The sequence below is a fragment of the Microbacterium algeriense genome, from assembly GCF_008868005.1.
Lineage (GTDB): Bacteria > Actinomycetota > Actinomycetes > Actinomycetales > Microbacteriaceae > Microbacterium > Microbacterium algeriense.
In genome coordinates, this window is record NZ_WAAO01000001.1 from 738,675 (window position 1) to 762,841 (window position 24,167).

The following is a 24,167-nucleotide window of genomic DNA, read 5'->3' on the forward strand; positions in this document are numbered from 1 at the left end:
ATTCACGGATGTCGGGCGAAAGGGGCTCGTCTCGTCCGGCATCCGTCCGCTCGTCCGACATCCGTCCCGTGGCCGGCGGCCGGCGGATGGCGCCGGGGTGGGAGCTGAGAGGATGAAGACATGACGGGGATCCGGCCAGGGCTGTGCTCGGTGACCTTCCGTGCTCTCACGCCGGAGCGGATCGTCGAGCTCGCCGCGCAGGCGGGGCTCGAGGTGATCGAGTGGGGCGCCGACGTGCACGTGCCGCCGGGCGACGAGGCCAGGGCGGCGGAGGTCGCGCGCGCCACGGTCGACGCGGGGCTCGCGGTCGCCTCCTACGGCTCGTACTTCCGTGCCGGCGTGCAGGAGCCTTTCACACCCGTGCTCGACAGCGCGCAGGCGCTGGGCGCACAGCGGGTGCGGGTCTGGGCGGGCGAGGTCGGCTCGCTGGAGGCGACACCGGTCGAACGGGCGGCCGTGGTCCTGCGCCTCCGGGCCGCCGCGGAGGAAGCGGCCGAGCGCGGGGTCACACTCGCGCTGGAGTTCCACGGCGGCACGCTCGCCGACACCGCCCCGAGCACGCTGCGTCTGCTGACCGAGGTCGGCAGTCCGTCTCTGTCGACGTACTGGCAGCCCACCGTCGGCGCGTCGGTCGACACCGTGCTGGAGGAGTACCGCGCTCTGGCGCCGCACGTCACCGCGGCCCATGTCTTCTCGTGGTGGCCCGAGCGGGAGCGGCTGCCGCTGCGGGCACGCGACGCGCTCTGGACGCGGTACTTCGCCGAGGCGGGGTCCGCGGCGTCTCCACCTCGTGACGCGCTGCTCGAGTTCGTGCCGGACGATGATCCCGCGCTGCTGTCAGCCGAAGCGGCCGCCCTGCGCGCGTACCTCTCGGACCCGCGGCGATGACGGCCCGGGAAGTAGGCTCTGGGGCATGACAAAGCCCGCATCGTCCGCGGAACAGCCGGCGCGGGCTCAGCGCCATGCGCGGGGGCCCGCCGCCACGCTGCACGACGTGGCCCGCGAGGCCGGCGTGTCGCTCGCCACGGCATCCCGCGTGCTCAACGGCTCCGAGCGCAAGGTCGCGGAGTCGTTCCGCGAACGCGTGGAAGCGGCGGCCGTGAAGCTGGGCTACACCGCGAACGTCTCGGCTCAGGCGACCGCGCGAGGTACGTCACCGGTGATCGCGCTCCTCGTCGCCGACATCGCCGACCCCTACTTCGGGTTGATCGCATCCGGAGTGGCGCGCGGCGCCGACGAGCATGGCCTGGTGGTGACGATCGCGATCACCGAGCGCGATCCGGCGCGGGAGGCTCGGATCGTCCGGGCGCTGCGCGGTCAGCGGCCGCTGGGGTTGATCCTCGCGGCCTCGCGCACGCAGGAGCCGATGGAGGCCGACACCGCCCGGGAGCTGGCGGACTTCGCGCGTCTGGGTGGCAGAGTCGTCGCGTTCGGCCCCGAGGGCGAGGGGGAACGGCACATCGAGATCGACAACCGGTCCGGGGCGGAGGCGCTCGGGCGGCGGATGGCGGCTCTCGGTTACCGTTCCGCGATCGCGATCGGCGCGGCGGAGGGCGTGCGCACCTCGGACGACCGTCTTGCCGGGTTCCGCACCGGTATCGAGGCTGCGGGCGGCACGGTCGCGGCCGTGCGGCGCGGAGACTTCCGCCGCGAGTCGGGTGCAGCGGTCATGACGGATGTCCTGGCCGACGGTGTCCCCGCCGGCACACTGGTGTTCGCGATCAGCGACGTGCTCGCGATCGGGGCGATGTCCGCGATCCGCGACGCCGGACGCGAGGTGGGGTCCGACATCGCGGTGTGCGGGTTCGATGATGTGCCTTCCAGCCGCGACGTGTCACCGGCGTTGACGACGGTCCGTGTGCCCTTGAGCGAGGTCGGCTACCAGGCGTTCCGTGCGACGGTCGACGCCGATTGGGAGCAGGCGCCGCTGCCGCTCGAGGTCGTCGTCCGCGCGAGCACTCCCGGTGTCGCGCCGTGACCCGCGTCGTGCTGGCACCGGACAGCTTCAAGGGCACGATCACCGCTGTCGACGCCGCGGTCGCGCTGGCGGAGGGATGGGCCTCCGTCGAGCCGACGGCCGAGTTCGTGCACCGGCCGATGGCGGACGGCGGGGAGGGCACGGTCGACGCGTTCCAAGCCGCTGTCGCCGGCGCGGTGCGAATGCCGGTCACGGTCGACGGACCCGCGGGCGTGTCCATCGACACCGCCTGGCTGCTGCTGCCGCCGACCGAGGACGCGCCGGGAGGGACCGCGGTCGTCGACCTCGCCTCGACCTCCGGAATCGAGCTCCTGGACGGGCTGCGCCCCTGGGACGCGGACACCACGGGTCTCGGACAGGCGATTGCCGCGGCGCTCGATCACGGCGTCTCCCGGCTCGTCGTCGGCATCGGATCGAGCGCTTCGACGGACGGCGGCACCGGGATGCTCACGGCGCTGGGCGCCCGCTTCCTGGATGCCGCAGGCGTCCCCGTCCCCCGCGGGGCGCGAGGCCTCAGCGAGATCACGTCGGTCGATCTGACGCGATTGCGGACGGCGCCGGAAGTGCGGGTGCTGACCGACGTTACCAACCCGCTCACCGGCCCGCGCGGCGCCGCCGCGGTGTTCGGTCCGCAGAAGGGGCTACGGGACGCTGACGACATCGCCCGGGTGGACGAGGCGCTGGGCCGACTGGCCGCGCGGCTCGGGCTCGATCCCACACAGCCCGGCGCCGGAGCGGCCGGGGGCACCGGCGCCGCACTCGTGCGGTGGGGTGGAGTGCTCGCTCCCGGTGCCGCCGAGGTGGCCGAGCTCATCCGCCTGCCCGCCGCGATCGACGCAGCCGACATCGTCATCACGGGGGAGGGCTCCTACGACGGGCAGTCCGGCGACGGCAAGGTTCCCTCGTTCCTCGCCGACCTCGCTGCGACGGCGGGCGTCCGCGCGATGCTCGCGGCGGGCCGGATCACCGACGACTCCGACACCTCGCTGTTCGCGGCGTCCACCTCCCTCACCGACCTTGCCGGCTCGGCCGAGGCCGCGCTCACCGAGCCCCCACGCTGGTTACGCGAAGCGGGCGCGGCGCTGGCGCGCGCCACGACGTCCTGAGTCCACGTCCCACACGCCGGCGGGGTCACGGGATTCGAAGTTCTCGAATCGGTTCTCGGCTGCTGGCCGCGATTGCCGGAGTGAGTGCCGCTGCCAGTGCCGTGGTCACAGTCAGCACCGCCAGCGCGCCGGTGAAGGACGCACCCGGCAACGGGTCGCCGGCCGAAGCCAGCACGATGAGTGAGATGCCGATTCCCAGTGCGGTGCCGGCGAGGCAGAGCACAGCAGTCTGCGTCAAGAGAAGGCAGATGATGAGTGCGCGACTCGCCCCCAGTGCCCTCCGCCGTCCGAAGTCTTTGCGGCGCATCTGGACCAGGCCGTACAGCAGAACAGCGAGGAGGAGGCTGGTCAGGCTGAGCAGAGCGATCACCAGGCCTCGAGAGAAATCGCGGAGTTGTGCGTCGATCAGACCGCGCAGCTTCGACAGGGCCTCGCTGGTCTGGATCGTCACCTTCGATGGATCGTCCACGCCGAGGAGGGACACCACAGCCTTGCTCACGGGAGAGACGAGGTCGGGCGTCTCTGCGATGACGACCAGGACGGACAGCCGCTCGTCGCCGTCGGCTGCCTGCGGCACGAGTGCCAGGGGCTCGAACGGGCGGAGGAAGTCGGGAACCTCCAGTCTTCCGCCGAGCCCGAAGGAACCGCCGGCGTCGACGATCGACACCCCGCCGACGAAGTCGGGAGTGCCCAGCTGATCCGCGGCCTCGTCCGACACCCATACCAGTGCTCCCGGCAGCGGTGAGTCGATCGGGATGCCGAGTCTCTCGAGGTGGGACCCGTAGACGATGCGAACCGGCACGCGCGTGCCATCCGGTACAGCGCTGTTGGTGGCATCGACGGCGGACGACAAGCCTGCAGCCCACTCGATTCCCTCGATCCCGTCGATCCGATCGAGAACGTCGGCTGTCAGGCCGGCGTCCGGATCTGCTCTGATCGTCACGGATCGGGTGCCCGCCGAGTCGATCGAGTCGAGCACGTCCTGCTCCGCGCCGACGGTGCGTCCGGTGGTGAGCATGACGACGAGGATCATGCCGACCACCATCAGCACCGTGATGGCTGACGCCACGGGCTGGGAGCGTATCGATGAGTGAGCCTCGCGGAGAACGGCACCGATCACAGCGTGATCTCCCGGTCGCAGGTGTTCGCCACTTCAGGTGAATGGGTCACGATGACGACCGCCGCACCTGTGCGCGCGTGTTCCTGCAGGGCGTGGACGACGACCCCCGCCGTCGTCGGATCCAGATTTCCCGTCGGTTCATCGGCAAGAACGATGTCGGGCGCGTGGAGAAGAGCGCGGCAGAGCGCGATGCGCTGTGCCTGCCCTCCGGACACCTGTCCGGGCTTGCGGTGCGCGGGGACGTCGACTCCGAACAGGTCGAGGAGCTCTCGACCCCTCGACTCGACCGATCCCCGAGGCATCCCGCGATAGAGAGCCGTCTCGGTGACGTTGTCGAGTACGGATCGTGTGGTGTCCAACGCTGCATCTTGGAAGACGAAACCGAATCTGTCGGCGCGCAGATGGGCGCGCCGCGCATCGCGAAGCGTGCGGCTCGGAATCCCATCGATGAGCACGTCGCCGGCGTCCGGCGTCAACATGAGGCCGAGGAGGTACAACACCGTGGACTTCCCTCGGCCGGACGGACCTGTCAGCGCCGTCGTCGAGCCGGCCGGGAACTCGGCGGACCAACCTGCGACGAGCGGATGATCCGCCTCATAGCCGAAGGTCAGGTCTTCGGCGCGCAGCCTCACCTCTTTCGTCGCGCTCATCTCCTCGCAGTCCCTGATGCTGGGGTCTGCACGCGCAACCCCTCGCGCACTCCGGTGACCACCGACATGCCTTGAGCGGAAGCCACGATTCCCACCCGCTGCTGTCGCCCTTCTTCGTCGACGACAGCTGTTGATCCGTCTGCCACCGTCACAAGCGCCGCGGACGGCACGACCAGTCCCTCGACCTCTTCGACCACGATGATGCGCGAGCCGAGGGCAGTCTTCCCGGTGGGCGTTATCTCCGCGCACGCGTGGGCGCAGATGGATTTCTCATTCGGCCCGCGCAAGCGGATGGCGATCGCGCCCTCGTCGCTGCGCAGCTGTTCTTCGGCGACGGCCTCCCAGGTCTCGCCTCGAGGGGCTGTGATCTCCACTCTTGTCCCCGCGGGCATCATCGCGGCTTGGGCTTCGGTGACGGGGATCTCGAAGGTGGGTGTCGACGAGAGCCCGTTCACGACGATCTCGCCCCCGGAGAGCGTCGCTCCTCGAACGATCACGGTCGTATCGAGCGTGACCCTCGTTGGCAGGGCGGGTACGAAGATGACGTCGCCAGTGTCGACGACGCCTGTGGCCGGTGCGCCGATCGCAGCCTGCCAGTGGCTGACGGCACTTCTGGTTCCCTCGCCGAACAGCCCGTCGATTCGGCCGTCGTACTGGCCGACAGCGCGAAGCATCTCCTGCAATTGCCGAACGTCGGGACCCGCGCTGTCGGGACCGAGCGGCCGGAACATCGGCACCGCTCCTTGCGCGATGACGACGGGCTGCAGATCGATCGTGTACAAGACCGCACCCGAGACGACCTCCTCGCCTGCTTCGACGGCGACGTCCGTGACGACGCCCGCGGCGCGGTTCGTGCCGATGGGTTGCTGCGACCACTCGGCCATCGTGTTGAGATTCAACGCTTGCCCGACGGTGCCCTGCTCGACGGCGACGAAGGAGTGACCTGTCGAAGCCAGGGGGTCTTCGGTGGGGCCGAGGATGGTCGCGACGGCCCACGCACTCGCGGCTCCGATCAGCAGCAGGGTGATAGCCACGACGACAAGCGCGCCGCGTCCGGGTCGGGGTCGCGCGGCAGCATTCTGGCTGTCCGTCATCTCAGCGGCTGGCATCTAATACCCCGGCCGGGGGCACTTCTCGAGGAGAGCGAAGTACTCGTCTTCGGTCACCTGCGAGTTCGAAGTCGTGTACACCGTCGCATACGGGTCCCAGGCGTTTCCGTCGACGAGGGCCGCCTCCACGAAGCTCTGCTCGCTCGGGGCGATGCCGGGATCGAGGCCCTCGCCGCGTAGGCACGCGGCCGTGTCCAACTCCATGAGATACAGCAGCCGCAACTCGGGTTCGGTGAGTGCGGGTGCGATGCTGTCGAACCCGTTCTTCTCCTCACATTCCGCGAGGTCCGTGTCGTAGGACTCGTCCTGACCATCGGGTATGTCGCTCATTATTCCGCCGTCGCCGGTGACGACCGCATCCCATCCTCGTTCGACCATGCACGAGGCCATGACGGTCCCGAACTCCGGGTCGACTCCGAGGTCGACGCTTTCGGCTGTGGGCAGCGGCTCAGGCGAAGCCTGCGCGCATCCGGCGATGGCGAGCAAAGCCCCAGCCGTCAACGCCGCGACGAGAGCGGGCGCTTTTCGCATCAGTCTCCGCCTCAATAGCTGCAGTCGTAACCCTGGTACACCCAGCGCGCAGCGTTCGGTCTGTTCACGTGACTGCGGGTGGCGATCGAGCCGCCTCTCTGTGTGTCGATGATCGTCCCTCTCGCGTCGATGTAATGAGTGACGAGTATAACATTACTCATGTGGGACGGGCAGAGGAATGAGCGCTGTCCCCCTTTCGGAGGACAGCGCTCAACCGGGCGGCTCGGCTCGCGTCAGCCGCCGAGTGCGGCCGACACGACCGCGCGGGCCTCGGCCTGCACCTCGGCGAGGTGGTCCGGGCCGCGCAGGCTCTCGGCGTAGAGCTTGTACACGTCCTCCGTGCCCGAGGGGCGGGCTGCGAACCAGGCGTGCTCGGTCTGCACCTTGAGGCCGCCGATCGCCGCGTCGTTGCCGGGTGCGTGCGAGAGCTTCGCGGTGATCTCCTCGCCCGCGAGGGTGGTCGCGGTCACGGACTCCGGAGCGAGTCTCGCGAGCGTCGCCTTCTGCTCCGGGGTCGCGGGGGCGTCGACGCGCTGGTACGCGGAGGCCCCGAACTCCTGCTCCAGCTCGGCGTAGCGCTGCGACGGCGTCTTGCCGGTCACGGCGATGATCTCGGCGGCCAGCAGGCACAGCAGGATGCCGTCCTTGTCAGTGGACCAGACGGAGCCATCTCTGCGGAGGAAGGACGCGCCGGCGGACTCCTCGCCGCCGAAGGCCACAGAGCCGTCGAGCAGGCCGGGCACGAACCACTTGAAGCCGACCGGAACCTCCAGCAGGCGACGACCCAGCGATTCGGCGACGCGGTCGATGATCATGGACGACACCAGGGTCTTGCCCACGGCCGCGTCGCTCGGCCACTGCTCGCGGTGCGAGAACAGGTAGTCGATCGCGACGGCGAGGTAGTGGTTCGGGTTCATCAGACCCGCGTCCGGGGTCACGATGCCGTGGCGATCCGCATCCGCGTCGTTGCCGGTGAGCACGTCGTACGACCCCTTCTTCGCCACGAGCGAGGCCATGGCCGACGGCGAGGACGGATCCATCCGGATCTTCTCATCCCAGTCCAGGGTCATGAACCGCCAGGTGGGGTCGACCTCGGGGTTCACGACGTCGAGGTCGAGGTCGTGCATCTCGGCGATCAGCGCCCAGTACTCCACGGATGCCCCGCCGAGCGGGTCGGCTCCGATGCGGACGCCGGCTTCACGGATCGCGTCGAGGTCGATGATGGAGGGGAGGTCGCGGACGTAGGCGTCCCGGAAGTCGTACCCGGTGAGGGCGTCCCAGTCCACGTCGGCGAAGCGCTCGCGGGCGACGCCGTCGAGTCCGGCGGCGATCAGGGCGTTCGCGCGGTCGGCGATCCAGCCCGTGGCATCGGTGTCGGCGGGGCCGCCGTGCGGCGGGTTGTACTTGAAGCCGCCGTCCCGCGGCGGGTTGTGCGACGGCGTGACGACGATGCCGTCCGCCCTGCCCGCGTCGTCGGCCGCGCGTCCGCGGTTGTAGGTGAGGATCGCGTGGCTGAGCGCCGGGGTCGGCACCCAGGCGTCGCGGGAGTCGACGCGCACATCCACGCCGTTCGCCAGCAGCACCTCGATCGCGCTGCGCTCGGCGGGCAGCGACAGGGCGTGCGTGTCCCGTCCGAGGAACAGAGGGCCGGTGATCCCCTGAGCTGCGCGATAGTCCACGATCGCCTGGGTCGTGGCGAGGATGTGATTCTCGTTGAAGCTGTTCGTGAGCGAGGAGCCGCGGTGGCCGCTGGTGCCGAACACGACCCGCTCTGCCGGGACGTCCGGGTTCGGGGCGCGGTCGTAATAGGCGGCGATCAGCTCGTCGACATCGATCAGGTCACTTTCCTCCGCGGGGAGGCCGGCACGGCTGGTCATGTCTTCAGTCTGCCCCCACTTTCGCCCGATCGCATCCGCGGCGTCGTCCGGAAGTCGTCATCGCTGCCGAGGACTAAGGTGAAAACCGTGACCGAACGCCGCACGTACAGCTATCTGGGACCAGCCGGAACCTTCACGGAAGCGGCGCTCGACCAGGTCGCCGAGGCCCGTGGCCAGGAGTGGCGCCCGGTGCACAACGTGGGCGAGGCGCTCGCGGACGTGCTGGAGGGTCGCAGCGACGCCGCGATGATCGCGATCGAGAACTCCATCGAGGGTGGCGTGTCGACGACGCAGGACGCCCTGGCGACGCTCCCGGGTCTGCGCATCATCGGCGAGTACCTCGTGCGGGTGAACTTCGTGCTCGTCGCCCCGCGCGGGACGACGCTCGATCAGGTCGACGTGATCGCCGCGCATCCGGTCGCCTACGCGCAGTGCCACGGCTGGCTCGGCGCTCACCTGCCGTCGCACTCGCACGTGCCGGCCGCGAGCAACGTCGCCTCGGCCATCGGCGTGCTCGACGGCACGCTGCCCGCCCAGGCGGCGATCGCGGCCCCCGGCATCGTGAACCACTACGACGTCGAGGTGCTCGCCGAGGGGATCGGCGACAACGCGCAGGCCGTGACGCGCTTCGTCCTGGTGACCAGGACGACCCGCTCCCCGGAGCCGACGGGAGCCGACAAGACCTCCCTCATCGTCGAGCTCCCGCACGACCACCCCGGCTCGCTCCTGGAGATGCTCGAGCAGTTCTCGACGCGCGGCATCAACCTCTCGCTCATCGAGTCGCGGCCGATCGGCGACGAACTCGGCCGCTACCGCTTCGTGATCGACGCAGACGGGCACATCGAGCACGAGCGCATGGCCGACGCGCTGCTCGGCATCCGCCGGTTCAGCCCGCGTGTGGTCTTCCTCGGTTCATACCCGCGCGCCGACCGTCAGATCGTGCAGTACCCGGACCGCTACTCCGACGACGTGTTCGTCGAGGCGCGCGACTGGCTGCGCGGCATCCTCTCCGGCGAACCCGAGTCCTGAGCCCTGACGTCATCCGCCCGACCGCCCAGCACGGTCAGGCGGATGCCGCGACTCAGTGCTCCTGGAAGCGCGGCCAGTCGCTGCCCGGAGCCATGTGCGAGTGCAGGGCGCCCTTCGCCGAGGCCAGGCTCGGATAGGTCCCCGTCGTCGCGTCCGAGCCCGCCATCGTGACGGTGTAGCCGTCCTCGTCGTGCCGGATGCTCCCGACCACGCCGTTGCGTCCGTAGGCGACCCACAGGGCGAGTGTCTTCGTGGTGCTCATCGTCGAACCCCTCTCTCCGGCTGAGGGTACGCTCCCTCGCGCCGGAAGACCAGGGGTCGGCGTGCGCTCGAGCGCGGGTGGTCAGAGCGCGGCGGCGATGAGCTCCAGCGTCTGCGCGCGACCCGTGGCGGAGTCCTTCGGCTCGGCGTCGAGCGCGCCGGCGACCGGAGACAGCATGACCTCGTCGACGCCGTGGCGCTCGGCGAAGGAGCGGACCTCGGCGGCGACGGCTTCCCCGGTCCCGACGAACCAGCGCGACCGTGCGTCCTGCACGACCTGGTCGGTGGCGGGGTCCGCAGCCGCGGCCGCCGCCTGCTCCACGGTCTCCAGCGCACGGAGGGGCTGGTTCAGGCGCAGACGCGCCATCATCCTCAGCTGCGGCAGGGCACGCGCCTCCGCCTCCTCCGTCGTGGGCGCGGCGACGGCGTTCACCGTGAGGAACGTGCGGGGCTCCGGGTGCTCTTCGCTCGGGCGGTAGCCGGTGCGGTAGAGGTCGAGAGCGCGCTCCAGCCCCTGCCCGGAGAAGTGGTTCGCGAACACGTACGGCAGCCCCTGCGAGGCGGCGAGCTGCGCGGAGTAGTCGCTCGATCCCAGCAGCCACACCTCGGGGGAGCCCGTGGCGGCCGGTGTCGCGCGGACCGTGTACTCCCCGCCCGACGTGAAGCGCACGGTGGCGCCGTCGCCGGACAGCAGGGCGGCGATGTCCTGCACATGACGCGGGAACTGCTCCACGTCGCTGGTGGTGCCCGATCCGCGCAGCAGTTGGGTGATCACCGGGTCGCTGCCGGGCGCGCGGCCGAGACCGAGGTCGATGCGGCCCGGGGCGATGGCCTCGAGCGCGGCGAACTGCTCGGCGACGATGAGCGGCGCGTGGTTGGGCAGCATGACCCCACCGGAGCCCAGGCGCAGGCGCGCGGTGCGGGTTGCCGCGGCCGCGATCAGCACGGGAGGCGTGGTAGAGGCGACCGCCGGCATGTTGTGGTGCTCGGCGAACCAGTAGCGGCGGTAGCCGAGTCGATCGGCGATCTCGGCGAGGGCGAGGGAGGAGGCGATGGCCTCGGTGCTCGTCTGCTCGGTGCGGACCGGGACGAGGTCGAGGACGGAGAGGGCGACGTCATTCATCCCGAAGGACAACCGGCGGCGCCCTCCGCGCATTCCCTCGACACGGCGGTTCGCGAGCGCTCAGGCGGCCGCGGGCGCTGTCGTGGGGGAGAGGCCCTCGACGAACGAGCGCCGCGCCAGGCGATAGCGGATGTGCCATGCGGCGCTGTAGCTCTGCTCCGGCAGGTCGGCGAGCAGGGCGCGGTCGTCGGGGCCGAGGCCTTCGCGCGCGGCCTCGCGCAGCAGGTCGTCGCGCGTCGCCGGGTACTCCATGCCGGCGAGGAAGCGATCGAGCGTGGGGGTGAGGGACATGGGACTTCCTTTCCGTTCAGGGGAGCGCGCGGGGGCGGTGCGGTGTGCACCGCCCCCGCGTCGGTCAGGCGTCGATCGCCTGTCGCTGCTCGGACGTCTCGACGGCGATCTTGCGCGGCTTCGCGCGTTCGCTCACCGGGATGATGACCGACAGGACGCCGCTCTCGTACGAGGCGCTGATCCCCTCGAGGTCGACGCCCTCGCCGAGCGTGAACTGGCGGAGGAACGAGCCGGCGCCGCGCTCGCGCGCCAGCCAGCGCACACCTTCTCGGGTGTCTGCGGTGCGCTGCGCGCGGATCGTGAGCTGCCCGCCGTCGAGGTCCACGTCGATGGAGCCCGGGTCGACGCCGGGGAGGTCGGCGTGGAGCACATAGCGGTCTCCGTCGCGGAACAGGTCCACCGGCATCAGCCGGGGTGCGCGAACGGAGTCCAGCACGCTCGCGGCGAAGCGATCGAGCTGGCTGAAGGGGTCGAAGGTCAGTGCCATGAGGTTCTCCTTTCGTGCGGCCCTGGTGGGGCGAGGTGGGATACAGAGAATCTGTATCCGTTGCTGTAGATTTGTTATACGACAACTCGTGCTAGGTTTGCAACCCCGGAAGAAGATCTCATGGCAAGGAGCGTTCGGATGCCGCATCGGGACTCCCGCACACCGCTGTACGGCATCGCGGTGGCCGCCCAGCTGGTCGACCTCCCCGAGGCCACACTGCGTCTCTTCGAGAGCAAGGGGCTCCTCACGCCTGCGCGCAGCGACGGCGGCACGCGCCGGTACAGCGACGACGACATCGACCGCCTGCGCCGAGCAGCACGGCTCCGCGAGGACGGCGTCAACATCGCCGGGATCGCCCGGGTGCTCGAGCTGCAGGACGCGAACGATCACCTCCAGGTGCAGAACGACGGTCTGCGTGATGCGCTCGACGGCCGGCGCGGGACGGACGCCACGGTCGCCGACTGACCGGCGCACGGCGAGGCCGCGGGGGAGCGCAGTCCCTCGCCCGGTTACGCTTCCTGCATGGAAGCAGGCATCTTCTACGTCCTCGTCGGGTCGGTCGCCGTGGCGGCGTTCGCACGATCGAGGGGATGGCCCGCCCCGCTGCTGGTGACGGTGGCCGCGCTCGCCGCCTCCTTCCTCCCGTTCGTACCCGAGCTCGACATCGACGGGCACCTGCTGCTGAGCCTGGTGCTGCCGCCGCTGCTGTACTCGGCCGCGCTCGACGTGTCCTTCGTGGGATTCAAGCGCAGCCTCCCGCAGATCCGCCGTCTCGGGATCTGGCTGGTGCTCATCACCGCGCTCGCGGTCGGGTTCGTGGCGTGGTGGATCATGCCGTCGCTGACGCTCCCCGGCGCGCTGCTGCTGGGGGCGATCGTCGCTCCGCCCGACGCGGTCTCGGCGGCCGCGATCGGCCGCCGCCTCGGCCTGCCCCGACGCATCATGACCGTGCTCTCCGGAGAGAGCCTCATCAACGACGCGACCTCGTTGACGCTGTACCGCGTCTTCGCGGCGATCCTCGCCGGAGCGACCGTCTCGGTCTGGGGCGGGATCTGGCAGTTCCTGGTCGCCGTCGGCGTGGGCGTCGGGATCGGTCTCGTGTTCGGGATCGTCCTGCACCAGCTGCGCATGCGCATCAGCGATGCGGTCGTGATCGGCACGTTCGGCCTGCTCGCACCGTTCGGCGCCTACGCGATCGCCGAGCACCTGCTCGGATCCGGGGTCCTCGCGGTCGTCGCGATGGGACTCTACGTCGGCTACAACTCCCCGCGCACCGACTACACGACCCGCCAGCAGGAGAAGCCGCTGTGGCTGTCGGCCGATCTGCTGCTCGAGAGTTTCGTGTTCGCCTACATCGGCCTGCAGTTCCCCCGCGTGCTCAGCGACCTCGGCAGCGAGTCCGTGGGCGAGATCCTGCTGCTCTCCGGGGTGGTGCTGCTGGTCGTGCTCGTCGTGCGTCCGCTGTTCATCTATCCGACCAGCGCGTGGTCCAACTTCCAGGACCGAAGGCGGCTCGAACGGTGGGACCGGGGCGTGGCATCCGGCGAGTTCGAGAAGCGGCACCGTGCATCGAGACGGTGGGGAAGCTACACCGCCGACGAGTTGCGCGGCCACATCGTCCGGGAGCAGATGGCAGGGCTGCAGCTGACCTGGAAGGACAGCGCCGTGATCTCCTGGGCCGGGATGCGGGGTGTCGTGACCTTGGCGATCGCGGTCGCGGCGGCCGACCTCGCGACGCTCGACACCGAGGCCTCGCATGCGATCGTCGTCGTGGCGTTCATCGTCACGGTGGGCACGCTGCTGCTGCAGGGACTGACGCTGCCGCTGCTCATCCGGAGCCTCGGGATCGAGAGCGACGTCGACGAGCAGGAGGATGCGGAGGCGCTCGCGGCCGTCCGGGAGAAGAGCCGCGAGGCGGGGAAGGCCTTCCTCGCGGAGAAGCGTGTGGAGTGGGAGGCGAAGTACGGCGAGGTCGACCTCCGCGTGTTCGACGCCTTCACGCGACGCATGACCCGTGTCGAGAAGGACACCGACGAGGCGCAGAGCATGGAGGACGCGACGAGCCGTCCGTCCTATGAGGACCTCGTCGCGCTGTCACGCGGCTGGTTGCAGGTGCGCCGTGACATCCTGCTCGCCGAGCGCGATGCGGGCAACCTCGACGAGGAGGTCATGCGGGAGCTGATCGCCGCGATGGACGCCGAGGAGCTCGCCCTCGACACCCGCGGGGCCACCCGTCAGCCGGGGCGCGCCTGACCGCAGCGACGTTCCGCGCCCGGGAAGCGGGTGCGACGACAGAGCGCCCCGTCCCGGAAGGACGAGGCGCTCTGTCGTGAGGTGTGGGTGCGATCAGCGGGCGCCGACCGGCTCCTTGTCGGCGGAGGCATCCGTTTCCGGCGCTTCCTCCTCGCCCGAGTCGTCGGCGAAGGGCAGGCCCTCGCGGGGCGCGTTGTAGAGCTCCTCGTTCAGGATGCCCTCGCGCTTGGCGACGATGGTCGGGATCAGCGCCTGGCCGGCGACGTTGACCGCGGTGCGGCCCATGTCGAGGATCGGGTCGATCGCGAGCAGCAGCCCGACGCCCTCGAGCGGCAGGCCCAGGGTGGACAGCGTCAGCGTGAGCATGACGACCGCGCCGGTGGTTCCGGCGGTGGCGGCGGAACCGACGACCGAGACGATCACGATCAGCAGGTACTGCACGAAGTTCAGCTCGATGCCGAAGAACTGCGCGACGAAGATCGCGGCGATGGCCGGGTAGATCGCGGCGCAGCCGTCCATCTTCGTGGTCGCGCCGAGCGGCACGGCGAAGGAGGCGTAGGAGCGGGGCACGCCCAGGTTCCGCTCGGTGACGCGCTCGGTGAGGGGCAGCGTGCCGATCGAGGAGCGGCTGACGAAGGCCAGCTGCACCGCCGGCCACACGCCGGAGAAGTACTGCTTGATCGACAGGCCGTGCGTGCGCACCAGGATCGGGTACACGACGAACAGCACGAGTGCGAGGCCGATGTACACCGCGCCGGCGAACCAGCCGAGAGAGGCGAGCTTCTCCCAGCCGTACTTGATCACGGCCGAGCCGATCAGGCCGAACGTGCCGAGGGGCGCGATGCGGATGATCCACCACAGCACGCGCTGGATGACCTTGAGCAGCGACTCGGTGAAGACGAGGAAGGGCTCGGCCTTCTTGCCGGCCTTGAGCGCGGCGATGCCGACGACAGCGGCGACGACGATGACCTGGAGGATGTTGAAGCCGACGCTGGAGCTGAACGTGCCCTCGACGGCACCCGGGTTGGTGCTGACCGTGAGGCCGAGGAAGTTCTGCGGGATGAGGCCGAGGAGGAAGTTCCACCACGTTCCGACGGTGTACGGGTCGCCGGTCTCGAGGCCATCGCCCGCGTGGTTGCCCGGCTGGATCACGAGGCCGAGGCCGATGCCGATGATCACGGCGATGAACGCGGTGATCGCGAACCACAGGATCGTCTGGCCGGCGAGGCGCGCGGCGTTCTGCACGCGGCGCAGGTTCGAGATGCTCGCGACGATGGCCGTGAAGATCAGCGGGACGACGGCGGCGCGCAGCAGCGTGACGTACGAGCTGCCGATCGTGTCGAGGGTCGCGGACAGGCCGTTCGGGTTCTCGGCGGTGGCGCCGAGCTGACGGCCGATCAGGCCGGCGGCGACGCCGAGGACGAGGGCGGCGAGGATCTGGAAGCCGAACGAGGTCAGCAGCTTCCGGACCGGGCCGCGGGTGTCTGGCGCCTTCTGGGCGCGTGCGGTGGTGCTCATTGAGGTGGGGACTCCAGAAATCGCGGCGCGCCGGATGCACGCCCTCAGGCTCAACGCTATGGCTGCCTGAGAATTCCCTGGGCGGATATGACGAACGATGACGCGGTGCGCTCAGCGCGCGCCGTGCTCCGGCATGTCCGAACCCGGATCGAACCATCTCAGGTCGGGGAATCGAGCGAAGCCGCGGTCGCGGGTCGCGAGGCGTGCGCCGTTCGCCAGGGTCACCGCGGCGATGTACGCGTCGGGGACGAGGTTCCCGCGGATGCCTCGATCGCTTGCGGCGAGGGCGTCGAACCGGTCCCAGGCCGGGGATCCTGTCGTGAGCCATTGCGTGCGCGGGGCAGCGAGGAGGCTGCGGGTGAAGGCCATCGCGGCGTCGATCGGTGCCGGGGCGGTGGTGATCCGGGGGTGGGTGACGATGCGGACGAATCCGCTGAGGATCGTGTCCGACACTCCGATCGACTCGTGGGCGAGCGCCTCGTTCAGCCACGGGCCATAGGTCGGGTGTTCTGCGGAGTCGGCGCGGAACGCGTAGACGAGGATGTTGACGTCGGGCACGATCATCGGATCGGTGCCTCTTCGAGTGCCTCCCACAGGGCGTCGCGGTCATCGATGTCGACGAGGAATCGTGATGTGCGCGGGTCGCCGAAGGTCGGCAGGGGTTCGACGGTCGCAGCGGGTCGGCGCTTCGCCAGGTGTTCCCGCAGGGCTTCTTCGATGAAGCTCGTGAAGGTTCGACCCTCGGCGGCGGCGCGGGCCTTCGCCTCGGCCGCGAGAGCGTCGGAGAGGTTCAAGGTGGTGCGCATGCAGACAAGCATACGCGTGCGCGCAGACATCTGCCTCGGTGTCAGCGCGGGGCGAGCACGAGCAGGTCGCCGACCTCGCAGTCCAGGGCCTCGCAGATCGCGCGCAGCGTCGAGTAGCGGATGGCGCGGGCGCGGTCGTTCTTCAACACGGAGAGGTTCACGATGCTCACCCCCACCGCGGCGCTCAGCTCGGTGAGGGTCATGCCGCGGTCGACGAGGAGCTCGTCGAGACGGCAGTGGATGCCCGTGAACTCGTCGTCGCTCTCGGCCGGGCTCACACCAGACCCTCCGTGTCCTTCTGCAGTCGCTCGGTCTCCTGCTGCAGGCGCTCCTGCTCGCGTTGGAGTCGCATGCCCTGTCGGAAGACCGCGGCGAGAGCGGCGAGGCCGAGCGCCGCGGCGAAGGGCAGCGGTGTGACGGTGAGCTGGTAGGCCGAGGGATACCAGGGGCTGCCGGGCGAGAAGGCTTCGCGCAGGCCGGCGGTGGCCGCGATGCCGCTCAGCAGATCGGCCGCCACTCCGAGCAGCAGCACGGCGACGGCGGCGCTCGCGAGGGTCCGTGTCACGGTGCGCGAGAACGCCCGTCCGCGAAGCGTGTAGAAGCAGATGACAGCCACGATGACGGCCGGCATGGTCGTCAGGGCGAGACTGCTCAGCTGCGCCGCCGCCGCGAGCAGCCGCAGGCCGAGGGAGGCGTTCCCGACCGTGAAGGCCGAGAGGGATTCGCCGCTGCACGTCAACATCGTCGTCCCGCTGTCGCCGAACTCGGCGCAGGGAAGGTCGGCCGGCCATGCCACATACACATGGGTCTCGCCGTGAAGCTCGGCCCAGTCCACGGCGAACGCCTTCACGATGAAGATGACGGCACTCACCGCGGACAGCAGGATCCACCACCCGGAGAGCGTGAGTGCCGCATCGAGCGCGATGGTCCGGCTTCCTCGCCGGCGCCCGTTCCAGACGAGGAGGCAGACGAGAAGGGCGATGACCGCGAGGGCGATGGCGATGTTGAGCAGAGACGGCCAGAGCTCGTCCGATCCGAAGGACAGCATCAGACGAGTCCCTCCGTGTCGCGCTGCAGTCTCCGCCCGATCTCGAACACCCCGGCGACGAGGGCGAGAGCGAACGCCCAGCCGACCGGGGCGAGGTCGACCTGGACGAGGAAGGTCCACAGCACGTTCTGGACGTCCGGATCGGTCGAGGCCAGGTCCTGGACGATCATGGCCCTGCCGACGCCGCCGGCGAGCTGGCCGAGGAGGGCGCCGGCGATCATCAGGCAGGCTGCGGCACCGAACAGCCACCCCAGCGACGGTCGGAACGGGTGGGAGCGGATCAGGGAGACGCCGAGCCACCAGACGCCGGCGCACAGGGCGATGGTCGCGAGGGCGGGAAGGGCGGTCTCGAGCAGCAGCATCCAGCGTGCGCCGGAGGGCACCGACGCCAGCGTGATGACGGCGGAGTCGACGGCGGCGCGCTCGATGCCGGGGACGCCGTCGAGGGCGGGCAGGTCGGTGTCGTGCACCGGCATCCGAATCGCGGGCGAGCGTCCGAAGATCTCGGCCGCAGCGGCAACGACGGCCACGATCGCGCCGATCCCGACGCTCACCGCCCCGGTCGCGATGATCCCGAGCCCGATCCCGTCCGCCAGGGAGGGGCGTCTCTCCGTCGTGCGCATCCGTGCCTCCTGTGTGTGCGTGCTGTCGCCGCGGTGTTATCGACTTTCGTTAACATAACGACAGTCGATAACCCCGTCAACCTCCGGTATGCCCACGGCGAACACGGGCATACACGGCATCCGCGGTGGTTACTCTCGATGTACAGGCGCAGAGAACGCCATAGGTGTCAGCGCTTCGCCCCGTGCGAATAAGGAGTCACAGCATGTTCGAGAGATTCACGGACCGAGCCCGTCGAGTGGTCGTCCTCGCCCAAGAAGAGGCGAAGATGCTCAACCACAACTACATCGGAACCGAGCACATCCTGCTCGGTCTCATCCACGAGGGTGAAGGTGTCGCTGCCAAGGCGCTCGAGTCGCTCGGCATCTCCCTCGACGCCGTGCGCGAGCAGGTGCAGGACATCATCGGCCAGGGTCAGCAGCAGCCGACCGGCCACATCCCGTTCACCCCGCGCGCCAAGAAGGTGCTCGAGCTCAGCCTCCGTGAGGCCCTGCAGCTCGGCCACAACTACATCGGAACCGAGCACATCCTGCTCGGTCTCATCCGCGAGGGCGAGGGCGTCGCGGCCCAGGTGCTGGTCAAGCTCGGCGCCGACCTCAACAAGGTCCGCCAGCAGGTCATCCAGCTGCTCTCCGGGGCCCCTGGTCGCGAGCCGGCCTCCGTCGGCGCGCAGACCAACGACTCGCAGTCCAGCGCTCAGGGCGGCTCGGCCGTGCTCGACCAGTTCGGTCGCAACCTGACGCAGGCCGCACGCGACAACAAGCTCGACCCGGTGATCGGGCGCGAGAAGGAGGCGGAGCGGGTCATGCAGATCCTCTCCCGTCGCTCGAAGAACAACCCCGTCCTGATCGGCGAGCCCGGCGTCGGAAAGACCGCCGTCGTCGAGGGCCTGGCCCAGGCGATCGTCAAGGGCGATGTGCCCGAGACGCTGAAGGACAAGCAGCTCTACTCGCTCGACCTCGGCTCGCTCATCGCCGGTTCCCGCTACCGCGGTGACTTCGAGGAGCGCCTCAAGAAGGTCACCAAGGAGATCCGCACGCGCGGCGACATCATCGTCTTCATCGACGAGATCCACACCCTCGTGGGTGCGGGTGCCGCCGAGGGTGCGATCGACGCGGCCAGCATCCTCAAGCCTCTCCTCGCCCGCGGTGAGCTGCAGACGATCGGCGCGACCACGCTCGACGAGTACCGCAAGCACTTCGAGAAGGATGCCGCGCTCGAGCGCCGCTTCCAGCCGGTGCAGGTGAACGAGCCGACGCTGCCGCACGCGATCAACATCCTCAAGGGGCTGCGCGACCGCTACGAGGCGCACCACAAGGTACAGATCACCGACGGTGCGATCGTGGCCGCGGCGAACCTCGCCGACCGCTACGTCTCCGACCGCTTCCTCCCGGACAAGGCCATCGACCTGATCGACGAGGCCGGCGCACGCCTGCGTCTGTCGATCCTGTCCAGCCCGCCCGAGCTGCGCGAGTTCGACGAGAAGATCGCCGCCGTGCGCGAGCAGAAGGAGATCGCCTCCGAGGAGCAGGACTTCGAGAAGGCCGCCTCCCTGCGCGATGAGGAGAAGAGCCTCCTCGCCGAGCGTCTGCGCCTCGAGAAGCAGTGGCGTGCGGGCGACGTCGCGACCCAGGCGGTCGTCGACGAGGGCCTGATCGCCGAGGTGCTCGCCCAGGCGACCGGCATCCCGGTGTTCAAGCTGACAGAGGAGGAGTCCAGCCGACTCGTCTTCATGGAGAAGGCGCTGCACCAGCGCGTCATCGGTCAGGAGGAGGCCATCGCGGCTCTCTCCAAGACCATCCGTCGTCAGCGTGCCGGCCTCAAGGACCCGAAGCGTCCCTCCGGCTCGTTCATCTTCGCCGGCCCCACGGGTGTCGGAAAGACCGAGCTGGCCAAGGCGCTCGCCGAGTTCCTGTTCGACGACGAGGCCGCGCTGATCTCCCTCGACATGAGCGAGTTCGGTGAGAAGCACACCGTCTCGCGTCTGTTCGGTGCCCCTCCCGGATTCGTCGGATTCGAAGAGGGTGGCCAGCTCACCGAGAAGGTGCGGCGCAAGCCGTTCAGCGTGGTCCTCTTCGACGAGATCGAGAAGGCACACCCGGACATCTTCAACTCGCTGCTGCAGATCCTCGAGGAGGGTCGTCTCACCGACGGTCAGGGTCGGATCGTGGACTTCAAGAACACGGTCATCATCATGACCACCAACCTCGGTGCGCGCGACATCGCGGGCGGCCCGGTGGGCTTCCAGATCGAGGGCAACAACTCCACGAGCTACGAGCGGATGAAGGGCAAGGTCAACGAGGAGCTGAAGCGGCACTTCAAGCCCGAGTTCCTCAACCGTGTCGACGACATCATCGTGTTCCCGCAGCTGAGCAAGGAGGAGCTCGTGCAGATCGTGGATCTGTTCACCAAGCGCCTCGGCGAGCGTCTGCTGGACCGCGACATGACGATCGAGCTGTCGCAGGCCGCCAAGGAGCGCCTCATCGAGATCGGGTTCGACCCGGCTCTCGGCGCCCGTCCGCTGCGTCGCGCGATGCAGCACGAGGTCGAGGACCGTCTGTCGGAGAAGATCCTGCACGGCGAGCTCAACTCGGGCGACCACGTGAAGGTCGATGCGGAGAACGGCGAGTTCCTGTTCGAGCACGGCCCGCGCGGCGAGAAGGTCGCTGTCGGTGTCAACACCGGCGGCGGCGCGATCGCCGGCACCCCCGACCTGGCGGTCGCCAGCGGAGAGTGACCCTGACGCAGAAGGGGCGGATGCCACGGCATCCGCCCCTTCTGCGTCCCCGCCCCGCCCCTGCCTCTGCTCCCGCCCCTGCTCCTCCTGCCGCTGCCCCTGCTCCTCCTGCCCCTGCCCCTCCTGCCGCACAGCTTCGGAGATCCGGGGCGACGCGCCGAGGTCGGGCCGCAGATGTCCGGCGTGTCGCCTCCGATCTCCGAAGCTGTGTCGCGTCTGGGAGGGGCTGGGGGGAGCGGGTTCTAGGCTGGAGCGGTGAGCGAGTACATCGTCCGGCCGGCGCGCAGCGCCGACATCATCGGCATCCGCAACCTGCTGCAGCCGCTCGTCGAGAAGCGGATCCTCCTCGGCAAGGACCTGGCGGTGCTGTACGGCGCGGTCCAGGAGTTCGTGGTCGCCGAGGCCGACGGGGTGCTCATCGGATGCGGCGCGCTGCACGTGATCTGGGAGGACCTCGGCGAGGTGCGCACGCTCCTCGTCAGCGAGGACTGGCTGCATCACGGCGTCGGGCGGGCCATCGTCGAGCGCCTCGAGGAGAACGCGCGGATGCTCGGGCTGACGCGGCTGTTCTGCCTCACGTTCGAGGTCGAGTTCTTCGGACGACGCGGCTTCACCCCGATCGGCGAGCAGGTCGTGGACCCCGACGTGTACTCGCAGCTGCTGCGCAGCGGTGACGCGGGTGTCGAGGAGTTCCTCGACCTCGCCCACGTCAAGCCGAACACGCTCGGCAACACCCGCATGCTCAAGGTGCTCTGACGGCGCTCGCCCACACCGTCGGGCTCCCAGGGAGCGGGCGTCCGATCGCATAACCTGGAGGCATGCCCCGTCGTTCCGCCGCCGTGTACCGCCGTCGGCGACTCGTGGTGATCCTCGGGCTCATCCTCGTCGTCGCTGCCATCGGCGTCGGTGCGTGGCTGCTGATCGCGCGGCCGTGGGCGGCGGCGGACACCACCACGCCGCAGCCGTCGTCTTCCTCCTCGGAGACGCCGACCACCCCGGCGACCGACACCACGTCTCCGTCTCCGTCTGCCACGCCCTCGGGCGAGCAGACCCCCGCGGTCGTCGCGTGCGAGGCGAAGGACATCGAGGTCACGGCCGTCACCGATGCCGAGTCCTATCCGTCCGGGGCGCTGCCGAAGCTCTCCATCTCCCTGACCAACAAGGGCGCGAAGGACTGCACGATGGACGTGGGGTCGACGACGCAGGTGTTCACGGTCTCCAGCGGCGCGGACGTCTGGTGGCGCTCGACCGACTGCCAGGAGAACCCGAGCAGCATGATCGCCACGCTGAAGGCGGGCACCACGGTCACCAGCAAGGACCCGGTGGTCTGGGATCGCACCCGGTCGAGCGTCGAGACGTGCGACCAGGAGAATCGCCAGAGGGCACCGGGCGGAGGCGCGTCGTATCACGTCGAGGTCTCGATCGGCGGCTTCCCCAGCCTCAGCACCGCGCAGATCCTGCTCTACTGACGCCGCGCCTGCGGATTCCGAAGCCGAAATGCTGCGAGATCACCGAGGCAACCGGGCCGGAGGCTGACATCCGTCCTTCTTTGGGATACCATTGAGGTGACTCTCCGCATCATGCGGCACATGCCATCCCCAGTGGCGTCGAATCACAGCGTCCCCAGCGCTTCGACACCGCCGCTCGAGAGTCCGAGGGCCCTCTCGAGTACCCCAGTCCCCAATGTGGGACTCGAGAGGGCCCCAATCGTATCCGCCGCCCTTCCGGGCGCTTCTCGCCTCGCGCCGTGCATAAGCTGGTGACATGGCAGCGAAGAAGGCGAAGTCCGCGAAGAACAAGCCCGCACCCGAGGACTTCCGGTCGGAGGCCCTGGCGCTCGCGCTGGAGAAGCAGGATGTCGCCGCGGTCGCGCTCGCTCTTCGTCACGGCACCACCGTCGTGCCGCTGATCAAGCCCGGGGCGCGCGACAACCCGCTCGACAGCGGCGAGGTGTGGACCTACCGCGACCCGAACTCGGGCGATCTCGCGCTGCTGCTGTTCAGCGACGCGAAGAACAAGCCCGCGAACCTGCCGCCCGGTGTCGGCATCTACGACGCCACGTGGCTGCGGAAGTTCCTCGCCGCGCACCCGATCACGACGGTGTTCCTCGACATCGCCGGTCCCCACCCCATGCAGGCGGATCCGGTGGAGCTCCTGAAGGCGCTCGACGCCTGAGGCGCCGGTCTCAGAACGGCGGGATGTCGCGGTCAGACCGGCGGGACGTGTTCCGCGCTCTGACGTCTCCGAGGGCGGCCCGGAGCGTCTTCGAACGATCGTCCACCACCTGCTCGTAGCCGAGGCGCGCGGCCTCCGATCGACGCTGCGCCGCCTGCGTGACCGGCCGGATCTCGCCGGCGAGGCTCAACTCGCCCACCGCGGCGACCGTGCGCGGCACCGAGATCTGCTGGATGGAGCCGGCCACCGCGATGGCGATCGCGAGATCCGCCGCCGGCTCGGTGAACCGCACGCCTCCGACGGTCGACACATAGACGTCGAGGCTGCCGGTGGCGATGTTCGCGCGCTTCTCGAGGATCGCCAGCACCATCGCCACGCGTGACGAATCCACCCCGTGCACGATGCGGCGCGGATTGGGCGTGTTGCTGGGCACGGTGAGCGCCTGCACCTCGACCGGCAGGGCGCGGCGCCCCTCGAGCGAGATCGCGACGCATGTGCCGGGCTCGGTGGCGCCCTGAGACAGGAAGAGACCGGAGGGGTCGGGCACTTCGGCGATCCCATCGCCGGTCATCTCGAAGCAGCCGACCTCGTCGGTGGGCCCGAATCTGTTCTTCAGCGCGCGGATGAACCGCAGCGACGTCTGCCGATCACCCTCGAAGTGGCAGACGACGTCGACCAGGTGCTCGAGCACCCGCGGTCCGGCGACCTGCCCGTCTTTCGTCACGTGTCCGACGATGATGATGGGCAGATCGCGGTCCTTCGCGACGCGGATCAGGGTCGCCGCGACCTCGCGCACCTGGCTGGGCTGCCCCGCCGCGCCGTCGATCAGGGACGAGGAGACGGTCTGCACGGAATCGACGATCACGAGCTGCGGCTGCACCTCGTCGATGTGGCCGAGGATCGTGGCCAGGTCGGTCTCGCTCGCGAGGTACAGCTCGTCGTGGAGAGCTCCGGTGCGCTCGGCGCGCAGGCGCACCTGACCGGGGGACTCCTCGGCGCTCGCATACAGCACCCGCCGGCCGCCGCGTGCCGCCTGTGCGGCGACCTCGAGCAGCAGAGTCGACTTCCCGACACCCGGCTCGCCGCTGAGCAGGATCGCGGCACCCGGCACGATGCCGCCGCCGAGCACGCGGTCGAACTCGCCGACGCCGCTCGTGCGCCGGGGAGCGTCCTGCGTGGTGATCTGCGTGATGGGCCGTGCGGAGCGGTCGGCGCTCGGGGCGACCGGGCCGATCCGACGGAGGATGCCGGTCTGCACGGCCTGCTCCTGGACCGTGCCCCATTGCTGGCACTCCGCGCAGCGGCCGACCCACTTCGCGGTCGTCCACCCGCATTCCGTGCACACGTACGCAGGGGGAGCGGGTTTCCGGGTGGCCATGCCCCCAGGCTATCGCCGGGATCGGACATCCCTATCGACCAGGTGATTATTCACGGCCCTTGGTCCCCT

General features: G+C 69.6%; 26 protein-coding genes. 10 read left to right on the forward strand and 16 right to left on the reverse strand.

All coding sequences use genetic code 11. The features are described from left to right. Window positions 1-120: 120 nt before the first annotated feature. The 3 genes from F6A08_RS03520 to F6A08_RS03530 are packed head-to-tail and all read left to right on the forward strand — an operon-like array spanning window position 121 to window position 3,084. Complete coding sequence (locus F6A08_RS03520; protein ID WP_151458631.1) at window positions 121-888, forward strand: sugar phosphate isomerase/epimerase family protein; 768 nt, start codon at window positions 121-123, stop codon at window positions 886-888. A 25-nt stretch (window positions 889-913) separates the two neighbouring features. Beyond that, the gene (locus F6A08_RS03525; RefSeq protein WP_225855718.1) at window positions 914-1,978 is read left to right on the forward strand and encodes a LacI family DNA-binding transcriptional regulator; all 1,065 of its coding nucleotides are present in this window, start codon (window positions 914-916) and stop codon (window positions 1,976-1,978) included. Continuing rightward, window positions 1,975-3,084, forward strand: a complete 1,110-nt coding sequence (locus F6A08_RS03530; RefSeq protein ID WP_124896447.1) for a glycerate kinase — start codon at window positions 1,975-1,977, stop codon at window positions 3,082-3,084. Before F6A08_RS03525 ends, F6A08_RS03530 begins: the two co-directional genes overlap by 4 nt. Before the next feature lie 25 nt (window positions 3,085-3,109). Here F6A08_RS03530 and F6A08_RS03535 read toward each other — a convergent pair whose 3' ends face one another. The 5 genes from F6A08_RS03535 to pgm all read right to left on the reverse strand — a co-directional run bounded on the left by F6A08_RS03535 (window position 3,110) and on the right by pgm (window position 8,371). Then, window positions 3,110-4,153, reverse strand: coding sequence for an ABC transporter permease (locus tag F6A08_RS03535; protein WP_225855719.1), 1,044 nt, complete (start codon window positions 4,151-4,153; stop codon window positions 3,110-3,112). A gap of 47 nt (window positions 4,154-4,200) precedes the next feature. Continuing rightward, complete coding sequence (locus F6A08_RS03540) at window positions 4,201-4,854, reverse strand: ABC transporter ATP-binding protein (protein ID WP_151458633.1); 654 nt, start codon at window positions 4,852-4,854, stop codon at window positions 4,201-4,203. Then, the gene (locus F6A08_RS03545) at window positions 4,851-5,888 is read right to left on the reverse strand and encodes a peptidoglycan-binding domain-containing protein (RefSeq protein ID WP_225855720.1); all 1,038 of its coding nucleotides are present in this window, start codon (window positions 5,886-5,888) and stop codon (window positions 4,851-4,853) included. The genes F6A08_RS03540 and F6A08_RS03545 overlap by 4 nt, the downstream gene beginning before the upstream one ends. Before the next feature lie 75 nt (window positions 5,889-5,963). Beyond that, entirely contained in the window at window positions 5,964-6,494 is a 531-nt protein-coding gene (locus tag F6A08_RS03550) for a hypothetical protein (protein ID WP_151458634.1), read from the reverse strand. 233 nt (window positions 6,495-6,727) lie between these two features. Then, window positions 6,728-8,371, reverse strand: coding sequence for a phosphoglucomutase (alpha-D-glucose-1,6-bisphosphate-dependent) (pgm, locus tag F6A08_RS03555; protein ID WP_151458635.1), 1,644 nt, complete (start codon window positions 8,369-8,371; stop codon window positions 6,728-6,730). A 78-nt stretch (window positions 8,372-8,449) separates the two neighbouring features. On the opposite strand from pgm, the gene pheA reads away from it, so the two are divergent. Further along, complete coding sequence (gene pheA / locus F6A08_RS03560; protein WP_124896441.1) at window positions 8,450-9,400, forward strand: prephenate dehydratase; 951 nt, start codon at window positions 8,450-8,452, stop codon at window positions 9,398-9,400. 52 nt (window positions 9,401-9,452) lie between these two features. On the opposite strand, the gene F6A08_RS03565 is transcribed toward pheA, so the two are convergent. The 4 genes from F6A08_RS03565 to F6A08_RS03580 all read right to left on the reverse strand — a co-directional run bounded on the left by F6A08_RS03565 (window position 9,453) and on the right by F6A08_RS03580 (window position 11,562). After that, window positions 9,453-9,662 (reverse strand): hypothetical protein, encoded by a 210-nt coding sequence (locus F6A08_RS03565; protein WP_017204219.1) that lies wholly within the window; start codon window positions 9,660-9,662, stop codon window positions 9,453-9,455. An 81-nt stretch (window positions 9,663-9,743) separates the two neighbouring features. After that, entirely contained in the window at window positions 9,744-10,784 is a 1,041-nt protein-coding gene (locus F6A08_RS03570; RefSeq protein ID WP_124896440.1) for an LLM class flavin-dependent oxidoreductase, read from the reverse strand. 60 nt (window positions 10,785-10,844) lie between these two features. Next, window positions 10,845-11,075: a DUF2795 domain-containing protein gene (locus F6A08_RS03575; protein WP_124896439.1), complete on the reverse strand. Its 231-nt coding sequence runs from the start codon at window positions 11,073-11,075 to the stop codon at window positions 10,845-10,847. Window positions 11,076-11,139: 64 nt separating this feature from the next. Then, complete coding sequence (locus F6A08_RS03580) at window positions 11,140-11,562, reverse strand: Hsp20/alpha crystallin family protein (protein ID WP_017203779.1); 423 nt, start codon at window positions 11,560-11,562, stop codon at window positions 11,140-11,142. A gap of 120 nt (window positions 11,563-11,682) precedes the next feature. Here F6A08_RS03580 and F6A08_RS03585 point away from each other — a divergent pair, with 120 nt between their 5' ends. After that, entirely contained in the window at window positions 11,683-12,027 is a 345-nt protein-coding gene (locus F6A08_RS03585) for a MerR family transcriptional regulator (RefSeq protein WP_225855721.1), read from the forward strand. A 57-nt stretch (window positions 12,028-12,084) separates the two neighbouring features. Next, window positions 12,085-13,815: a cation:proton antiporter gene (locus tag F6A08_RS03590; protein WP_151458636.1), complete on the forward strand. Its 1,731-nt coding sequence runs from the start codon at window positions 12,085-12,087 to the stop codon at window positions 13,813-13,815. Between the two features lie 93 nt (window positions 13,816-13,908). Here F6A08_RS03590 and F6A08_RS03595 read toward each other — a convergent pair whose 3' ends face one another. The 6 genes from F6A08_RS03595 to F6A08_RS03620 all read right to left on the reverse strand — a co-directional run bounded on the left by F6A08_RS03595 (window position 13,909) and on the right by F6A08_RS03620 (window position 17,810). After that, the gene (locus tag F6A08_RS03595; RefSeq protein ID WP_192576674.1) at window positions 13,909-15,333 is read right to left on the reverse strand and encodes a dicarboxylate/amino acid:cation symporter; all 1,425 of its coding nucleotides are present in this window, start codon (window positions 15,331-15,333) and stop codon (window positions 13,909-13,911) included. 111 nt (window positions 15,334-15,444) lie between these two features. Next, on the reverse strand, window positions 15,445-15,897 hold the full coding sequence (locus tag F6A08_RS03600) for a TA system VapC family ribonuclease toxin (RefSeq protein ID WP_151458637.1): 453 nt from the start codon (window positions 15,895-15,897) through the stop codon (window positions 15,445-15,447). Then, window positions 15,894-16,139 (reverse strand): type II toxin-antitoxin system VapB family antitoxin, encoded by a 246-nt coding sequence (locus tag F6A08_RS03605; RefSeq protein WP_017203774.1) that lies wholly within the window; start codon window positions 16,137-16,139, stop codon window positions 15,894-15,896. The genes F6A08_RS03600 and F6A08_RS03605 overlap by 4 nt, the downstream gene beginning before the upstream one ends. Before the next feature lie 41 nt (window positions 16,140-16,180). Further along, on the reverse strand, window positions 16,181-16,417 hold the full coding sequence (locus tag F6A08_RS03610; RefSeq protein ID WP_124896437.1) for a helix-turn-helix domain-containing protein: 237 nt from the start codon (window positions 16,415-16,417) through the stop codon (window positions 16,181-16,183). Then, window positions 16,414-17,187 (reverse strand): hypothetical protein, encoded by a 774-nt coding sequence (locus F6A08_RS03615; protein WP_151458638.1) that lies wholly within the window; start codon window positions 17,185-17,187, stop codon window positions 16,414-16,416. The genes F6A08_RS03610 and F6A08_RS03615 overlap by 4 nt, the downstream gene beginning before the upstream one ends. Then, window positions 17,187-17,810 carry a hypothetical protein gene (locus F6A08_RS03620; RefSeq protein ID WP_151458639.1) on the reverse strand — a complete coding sequence of 208 codons (624 nt, stop codon included), beginning with the start codon at window positions 17,808-17,810 and terminating at the stop codon, window positions 17,187-17,189. Before F6A08_RS03620 ends, F6A08_RS03615 begins: the two co-directional genes overlap by 1 nt. Before the next feature lie 203 nt (window positions 17,811-18,013). On the opposite strand from F6A08_RS03620, the gene F6A08_RS03625 reads away from it, so the two are divergent. From F6A08_RS03625 to F6A08_RS03640, 4 genes are all read left to right on the forward strand, one after another. Continuing rightward, a complete protein-coding gene (locus F6A08_RS03625) occupies window positions 18,014-20,545 on the forward strand; it encodes an ATP-dependent Clp protease ATP-binding subunit (protein WP_017203770.1) in 2,532 nt (843 codons plus the stop codon). Between the two features lie 255 nt (window positions 20,546-20,800). Further along, the gene (locus tag F6A08_RS03630; protein ID WP_017202736.1) at window positions 20,801-21,301 is read left to right on the forward strand and encodes an amino-acid N-acetyltransferase; all 501 of its coding nucleotides are present in this window, start codon (window positions 20,801-20,803) and stop codon (window positions 21,299-21,301) included. 62 nt (window positions 21,302-21,363) lie between these two features. Beyond that, window positions 21,364-22,014: a hypothetical protein gene (locus tag F6A08_RS03635; protein WP_151458640.1), complete on the forward strand. Its 651-nt coding sequence runs from the start codon at window positions 21,364-21,366 to the stop codon at window positions 22,012-22,014. A 295-nt stretch (window positions 22,015-22,309) separates the two neighbouring features. Next, complete coding sequence (locus F6A08_RS03640) at window positions 22,310-22,720, forward strand: hypothetical protein (RefSeq protein WP_017202738.1); 411 nt, start codon at window positions 22,310-22,312, stop codon at window positions 22,718-22,720. 10 nt (window positions 22,721-22,730) lie between these two features. Here the strand turns inward: F6A08_RS03640 and radA are convergent, their stop codons facing one another. Continuing rightward, the gene (gene radA / locus F6A08_RS03645; protein ID WP_026049790.1) at window positions 22,731-24,098 is read right to left on the reverse strand and encodes a DNA repair protein RadA; all 1,368 of its coding nucleotides are present in this window, start codon (window positions 24,096-24,098) and stop codon (window positions 22,731-22,733) included. Window positions 24,099-24,167: the final 69 nt, after the last annotated feature.